This is a genomic window from Mucilaginibacter sp. (assembly GCF_036383575.1).
Taxonomy (GTDB): domain Bacteria; phylum Bacteroidota; class Bacteroidia; order Sphingobacteriales; family Sphingobacteriaceae; genus Mucilaginibacter.
Window position 1 is genome coordinate 1 of sequence record NZ_DASVOB010000828.1, and the last position, 5229, is coordinate 5229.

The following is a 5229-nucleotide window of genomic DNA, read 5'->3' on the forward strand; positions in this document are numbered from 1 at the left end:
GCTGTGCTCGCGCTTTCCCAATGCTTCTGCAAAAACTTGCTATGCCCCATCCTGCGCTCGAGGACACCATTGTTCAGCCCGTTTTCAGCCGAAGCTTACCTGCTGACGGGAACATTCTTTATTTATCATGTCATGGGTAGCTTGTCGAAGCATGGTGGGCAGGCCTTTACGCACGAATCTTCGACAGGCTCAGGCTGACCAGCCCTTTTTTGTCATTACCTTCAGCGTTCGCCGGATTTAAACACTCATGACATCTGCTTTCAATTTCTTAATTACATTGATCAATTACAAAGTCCCTCTAATTCAAAAACGCCCTCAAATCTATCCCAATCTCCTCCAACATTTTTATTACCTTGAGCCCCTCAAATCAATAAAATATCCGCGAATGGCACTTTTAGGAAATTTAGGCAATTACAAAAACTTTGGACTTCTGATCATCCGTATCGGGCTTGGCATGATGTTCATTTATCATGGATACCCCAAATTGATGGGCGGCACCGCGAGCTGGAAAGAGCTTGGTACATCAATGAAATATGTTGGCATACATTTTTGGCCAATGATTTGGGGCCTGCTGGCAGCAGTGACCGAATGTTTTGGCGGCTTCCTGCTCATCATAGGCCTGGCGTTCAGGCCCGTTTGTATCCTGTTATTAATTAACCTTATAGTAGCCGCTTTAATGCATCTGGGCTCAGGCGACGGACTGGGCGGCGCCGCTCACGCTATTGAAGATGCTATTATGTTTGCCGGTTTAATATTTATAGGGCCGGGGAAATATAGTATTGATAAAAAATAATTACATTAATTTAACACTAAGGCAACTATTTTAATACTATCAATTAAATATTTATTAAATACCGTTAAAACACCTATTGCCACGAAACATATTGATATCATATATTTATAAAAATATATCACAAATCAATATGAAAAAACAATTATTATGGAGCATACTGCTGTTAATGGCAGGTTTTAGCTCATGCCGGAAGGATTCTTTTAAACCAGCGGCAACTTCAAACCCGACACCTGACAAGGTGAAAACAAATTCTCTCGACCCGCAGAATTACTATGCGGACCTTGTACTGCAAGCCCGTAAAGCCGGGGAAAACTTTGATACCTACACAACCATTTTCAATGGTGTAAAGGTAATTGTTACAGGTTCCCCATCATGGAATACAGTTATGTATCCAAACCTGCAAAATGGCGTACCTACCGCCGGTGCCGGTGTTACTACCGATTTTGGCACAAATTCGTTTGTTAGCCCAATTGGAACCTATGGAACATCATCTAAATCAATACAGGAGGGTGATGCATTTGTCATTGTAAAAGGGCAGCTGGGCTACTTTAACGCAAGCGCATTTCAAGCGGATATTGATAATTTCAATTTCGCATTCGATCTTTTCGTTTCAACAGGTGCCAGCATCCCATTTATAGGCAACTATATCGAGGATAATTACTCAACCGGGGGCGGCGTTGTAGCCACTCCTGCTAAACTAATCAGGGTAACTACAGGTTCACACTGGGCCGTAGCTACTATTGATTATCCAGCACCCCAAATATCAAGCTCACCAGTTCCTGTACAATTATATATTGGTTCGATATACGATCCAAATGACCCAACAATATATTATAATCTATTTGGTAATAATGGTATTATAGCAACACAAGGAGAACCGGGAGTTGGATCTAAACCGGCAAGTGGCACTTACACCAAAACCACAATTAGTCAAGGAACCAATGATGTAACTGTAACTATTACAAGAGCGAATGGAAGCAAATTCACTATAACCACACGTACAACTGACTTTAGCTAAGGCACATTAACAACAAAGGGCCGTTAATTGCGGCCCTTTTTGTTTTTATCAAATTACTTATTCAAATAATCCCCCAAATCCTTCAAATACCCCTCATTGATTTCGTCATCACCATGCTCCTTATTAAAGGCTTTGATCTTATCGGCTTCGGCGGCAAATACTGTTTTAATCGATTTACTTTTTAGCTCAAGGGGCTGTAGTTGGTTGGTTTTAACGTTTAGTACAAAATAGTGGTTTTCATCAACATACTCATCGTAGTTGTTACCCGATGAAGTCATGCCGTTGGTGGTAAAGCTGGCTTTAACAAATTTTGATGTCAGCTTATTATAGATCTTGTATTTATCGCCTTTTGCAAGCACTAAAACAAAGCGGTTTGGGTCAATAGCCTGCACTGTTTCAAATGAATAGGCCTGATCACTGTCGTCGATAATTGTACAGGCTTTTACTTCAGCTTTATCGGCCTGGAAAACCTTACGCTGGTCGCGGGTAAACAGCAGGTCGCCGCCATCCTTATCAAAATTGAAGAAGTAATCATTACTCTGGATCAGCGAATCATTAACGCTTAATGCAAAGCCATGCATCCATGATTTTGAAAGAAACCGGCTGCCATGCAGCTCATCATGCCCGGAGATCATATATAACGAACCCGAGATATTGGTAGGCACTTCCGATTCCATCTTAAAAAAATCGCTTCCGGTACGGCTGCTCAATGCTTTACCAGCCCCTTCTGAAAGGCCGGCTGTCATCACTATTTTGATATTGGTTTGGTTATTAATAGCAACAGTTGTATCCTTTAAATTAATCGCCGACGCAACCAATTTTGACGCAGGGTTGGCCTTTAATGAAAAGTTCCCCATTTGGTCGGTATAGGTAGCATAGCTGTGGAAAGCATCGCGGATAAAAACAAACTGAACGGGTTTGCCCTGCTGGTTATTTACTGTGCCGCTAACTGTAATAGTTTGGGCTAAAGTAACAGTGCTAACCAAGATAGGTATCAGGCACAAAAATATTTTTTTCATAAATACACGATCAAAGCTTATAATATAGAACTAAAATATAAATTATAAGTAAACAGTTTATTAAAAAGTAATATGTACTAGTTTTTTTACAGTAAAATCATGAGTTACAAGCTATAATGAACGTAGTCGATTAGCCTATTTTCCAATAAAAAAGGGCACCTAAATTAGATGCCCTTATATGTCATAAATTAACTGAAAGCTTATTTATAATACTTGTCAATTATGTAACGATCAGCAGTTCCATTATTCGCTATGTATTGGAATATAAATGTCTTAGCAACCGGATCTATACTTACAATCTTAGGTGGTTGCGTCTGTGTTACTCCCCCTGCTGTCCATACAGATTTTACAGTTGCTGGATCCATCGATACGGCAAAGTCTGAATAAGTAACTTTTCCTGTTCCATCAACATTTCTTTTAAATGTTACTTCATACTTTACTTCTTTCGTGTTATAACCTGTAACTACTTCAAACTGCGTTGGTGATACAGGAGATATAGTAACTGTGCCGTTTGTAAATGAACCTCCCGATGGAGTAGCAAGTGGTGCACTGGCATTATAACGTGTATAATCCCATTTATAAACCCCTGCAAAATCATTACCAATTACGTGATAATAATGCAATGCATTATTTGCCGAAATAGTTAATCCAGGCGCACTGGTAATACCAATTGGAAGCATATAACTTTTTGATGGATCCAGTTTATTTTTATACACTGTAAAAGTTAATATTTTCAGTCTTTGACCAGCTGGTATATCTACAACAGTTGTTTTGAATGTATAAGCTGTGGTCGGCATTAATTCATATTGCACCGCAGGGTTACTTTTTAAATATTCTGCAATCTTAGCAGGTATTACATCTACCGTAATTTTTGAATCAGTTGTAGGCGTTTTAGATGAGGCTATATTTACACCAAATGATACAATAGCCGTGTCAACTGTAATTGCATCAGCACTGAAACTATTCAAACCGCTTAGTGGAAGTTCTGCAGACACGCCTCCCTGCGAAAAGTCGATATATGTCTTGTCTTTCAAGCAAGAGCTTAAAGAAGCTGTTACCGCCAGGCCAAGCAAAATCGTTTTTATATAATTTAATTTTTTCATTTTCTTTTAGTTTAAAATTATTTTGCCCAAAATATTTTCGACTTGAATATATCAATAGTACCTTCAGCGCCTACATTTGTAGCATTGGTTTTATATTCAACAACCGGGTAAAAAATACGTGTTACCTGTGAGGTAGCGTTAACGCCAGGATATGTTGACAATCGCAAACCGGTTGGATAACCTGTACGGCGAAGATCATTATAAGCTTCAAATACACCATAAGGGTTTAAGGCTGCCCACTTTTGGGTGATGATAGCTTTTATCTTGTCCTCTAACGAACCGCCTGTTGGGTAGGCAATAGCAGCCTGCGAATAATAGGTTGTTGCCTGCGCGGCAGTAAGGCCTTCGTCTGTAAATGAAGCAGTAATAGCTGCATTATATAATGCCTGTGCATCACCTGTAGTATACCCTCTTGCAGCAGCTTCAGCCTGCTCAAACAAAACCTCGGCCGATGACATGATGTAGGCATCCATTGTAGCAGCCTTTAATACGCCCGGGCCAAATTTACTTGGTGTTTTATTTGCAGGCACGGTAGATGTACCACCAAAATAACTGCCAATAACATTACCGTCGCCATTAGGCGCGTATACCCTGGTAAGGCGAGGGTCATTATTAGTAGTTAAAAAGTTAATGAAATCGGTATTTGCCTGGTATTGTTGATTACCCAATGTACCGGCACCAGCCTGGGTGGTGCCCCAGTTTTGCCAAAGCGGGCTTTGCTGTCCACTATTAGCATCAGAATTAGTGTAGCCCGGGTTTACCGAAGCCGCCACAGTTGCGCCAAGCATTTTATCGGCAGTAAGGCCTGTTGCTAATGTTTTACCAGCGGCAGGGTCAACGTTTGCCAAACGTAAGGCAATCCTTAATTTAAGGCTATTGGCAAATTTGGTCCATTTGGTCATATCACCTTTAAACATGATATCGCCGTTTCCAGGGTTTGCTGCTGCTCCTCCTCCGGCTATTAATGCAATAGCTGCATCCAATTGCTTTGGTAAATCGGCATAAATAGCCGCACCCTTATCATATTTAGGGTTAAGGTTTTTAGTGCCTTGCAAAGCATCGGTATACGGTACATTGTTGTAACTGTCAACAACTATCTGAAAATCATACACAGTCATGATCTTGGCTATAGCGGTATAGTTAGCACTTACATTGGCATCTATCAACGCTTTATAGTTAGAAAGATTAAGGTATGTAGGCGACCATATATCAAAATCATTGGTAGTAAACTGGTACTGATCAAAGTTTGCAAAAACCTGGTAGGTTGTACTGCGGCTCAAATAATTTAAGTAACCG

Annotated in this window: 6 protein-coding genes; 3 read left to right on the top strand and 3 right to left on the bottom strand. The window is 40.3% G+C overall.

Annotated features, from left to right (window positions below; all coding sequences use genetic code 11):
• The 3 genes from VF500_RS29260 to VF500_RS29270 form a co-directional block, all read left to right on the top strand.
• Nucleotides 1-198 (top strand): hypothetical protein (locus tag VF500_RS29260; RefSeq protein WP_330863045.1); only part of this gene is annotated, 198 nt, incomplete at its 5' end.
• 187 nt (nucleotides 199-385) lie between these two features.
• On the top strand, nucleotides 386-793 hold the full coding sequence (locus tag VF500_RS29265) for a DoxX family protein (protein ID WP_330863046.1): 408 nt from the start codon (nucleotides 386-388) through the stop codon (nucleotides 791-793).
• Nucleotides 794-923: 130 nt separating this feature from the next.
• Nucleotides 924-1811 carry a hypothetical protein gene (locus VF500_RS29270; RefSeq protein ID WP_330863047.1) on the top strand — a complete coding sequence of 296 codons (888 nt, stop codon included), beginning with the start codon at nucleotides 924-926 and terminating at the stop codon, nucleotides 1809-1811.
• Between the two features lie 53 nt (nucleotides 1812-1864).
• On the opposite strand, the gene VF500_RS29275 is transcribed toward VF500_RS29270, so the two are convergent.
• The 3 genes from VF500_RS29275 to VF500_RS29285 form a co-directional block, all read right to left on the bottom strand.
• Nucleotides 1865-2830: a hypothetical protein gene (locus VF500_RS29275; RefSeq protein ID WP_330863048.1), complete on the bottom strand. Its 966-nt coding sequence runs from the start codon at nucleotides 2828-2830 to the stop codon at nucleotides 1865-1867.
• A 200-nt stretch (nucleotides 2831-3030) separates the two neighbouring features.
• Nucleotides 3031-3933, bottom strand: a complete 903-nt coding sequence (locus tag VF500_RS29280; RefSeq protein ID WP_330863049.1) for a DUF1735 domain-containing protein — start codon at nucleotides 3931-3933, stop codon at nucleotides 3031-3033.
• A 17-nt stretch (nucleotides 3934-3950) separates the two neighbouring features.
• On the bottom strand, nucleotides 3951-5229 hold a 1279-nt coding region (locus tag VF500_RS29285), incomplete at its 5' end, for a SusD/RagB family nutrient-binding outer membrane lipoprotein (RefSeq protein ID WP_330863050.1).